Raw genomic sequence first — 1,687 nt, 5'->3', positions numbered from 1 at the left:
AAAGATAATGAATATGACGCTAAATTAGCACACGAAGATTATTTACAAAAACGACAAAAATGTTTTAAAAAATCATCATTATTGCTAAATATTTTAGAATGACTAGATGAAAAATATAACAAATTTCATGATTCACCAGAACAAATCTGTAAAAAATATGAAAAAGAGTTTGGTATTAAATTTCCAGTATGTTTTAAAACTTTATATAAATATATTCATTTGGGATTTTTAAATTTCAAGAAAGATAATTTGTATTTTCATGGTAGAAAATATAAAACAAAAAATAGAATTGATAACCGTGGAAAAATAAGAAATTTTAGAACTATTGAAGAAGCAAAACATGATAAATATGAATTTGGTTGATTTCAAATGGATACTATGGTTAGTAAAAACAATAGTGTTTGTTTAGTTTTAATCGAAGAATTAACCCAATTTAAAATCATTGAACCATTAAAAGAAAAAACAACAAAAGAAGTTATAAACGCAGTAGAACGAATTTTTTCTAACAGATTTTTTAAAGATAGATGCAAAGGAATAATAACAGATCAAGGCAAAGAATTTGCTGATTGAGAAAAAATTGAAAAAATAACAAATGCTAAAGTATATTTTTGTGATGCTGGAACTCCAACACAAAAACCCAAAGTTGAAAGAGCAATTCGTGATTTTAGACATTTATTTTCCAAAGGAATTGATTTAAGTATTTATTCAAGAAATTATTATCAAGAAGTTGCCAATATAATAAACTCTAAACTTAAAAAATCTTTACATTGACTATCTTCAAAAGAAGTTTTTATACAAATGTTTAATTTTTAATATAATTACCTATAAAAATTTTAATCATTTTATTTTTCAGTGTTCCAAAATTCATAAATTTAAAACAAAACTACTAAATTTTTTTAAAATAAATTATATTGAACATTTATTTTATTGATGTTATAATGAAATCAAATAAAGTGCTACACTTCATAGTACAATTTACAAAAATAAAAAAAAACTACTTTTGTAGTTAAAAATGGGGCGGCTGATGGGACTTGAACCCACGAATGCCGGAGCCACAATCCGGAGCGTTAACCTCTTCGCCACAACCGCCATATCTGATTATATAAATAACCTTATTTATTATAACTTAAAACAAAAAAATGTAAATAGAATTATTCCTACATCTTAAAAACATATTTTTTATAACATTAAAATAAATAAGATATTACTTTAAAAAGGATTATTATGTTAATAAATCTTATCATTAATTTTATATTATATAATATATTAGGTACAGCTATGTAGTACCCAAGGGAGTAAAAATAGAAAAAGAATAACAAAATGTATATAATTAAGAAAAATAAAATTTTAACTAAAGAATTAATAATTCGTAATGTTAAATTTCTTTGTTTTGCTAGTTACGTTCAAACTGAAACAGATGTTATTAACTTCTTAAAAAAGTATAAAGATAAAAAAGCAAACCATAATTAGAGTGCACCCCAAAAAGTAAGTATTAGTAAAAAAGGTTTATAAACTTTTATTTATTATATCCTTTTCTTTGCGGCTTGAATATCATTTATTTCATTTTTTAACATCATTAATATATTCATCATGCGATAAGTAAATATTGTTATGAATTGTTGCTTTTTTTAATAAAGAATGAAAACTTTCAATAACAATATTATCAGCACAATGATAATTTTTACCC

General features: G+C 22.9%; 1 protein-coding gene, 1 tRNA gene and 1 pseudogene. 1 reads left to right on the top strand and 2 read right to left on the bottom strand.

The window, feature by feature from the left end; all coding sequences use genetic code 4:
• Positions 1-813: IS30 family transposase (locus tag D9R21_RS07545; protein WP_158613960.1), on the top strand; the 813-nt coding region annotated here is incomplete at its 5' end.
• A gap of 200 nt (positions 814-1,013) precedes the next feature.
• On the opposite strand, the gene D9R21_RS06290 is transcribed toward D9R21_RS07545, so the two are convergent.
• Positions 1,014-1,089 (bottom strand) — tRNA-His (locus D9R21_RS06290).
• 417 nt (positions 1,090-1,506) lie between these two features.
• Positions 1,507-1,687, bottom strand: a pseudogene (locus D9R21_RS07540) (IS3 family transposase); the annotation flags it as partial.

The organism is Spiroplasma endosymbiont of Megaselia nigra, assembly GCF_003987485.1.
In the GTDB taxonomy this organism is placed as follows: Bacteria; Bacillota_I; Bacilli_A; order Mycoplasmatales; family Mycoplasmataceae; genus Spiroplasma.
Note: the sequence above shows the minus strand (reverse complement) of the source record. Positions and strands in the feature narration are given on the sequence as shown.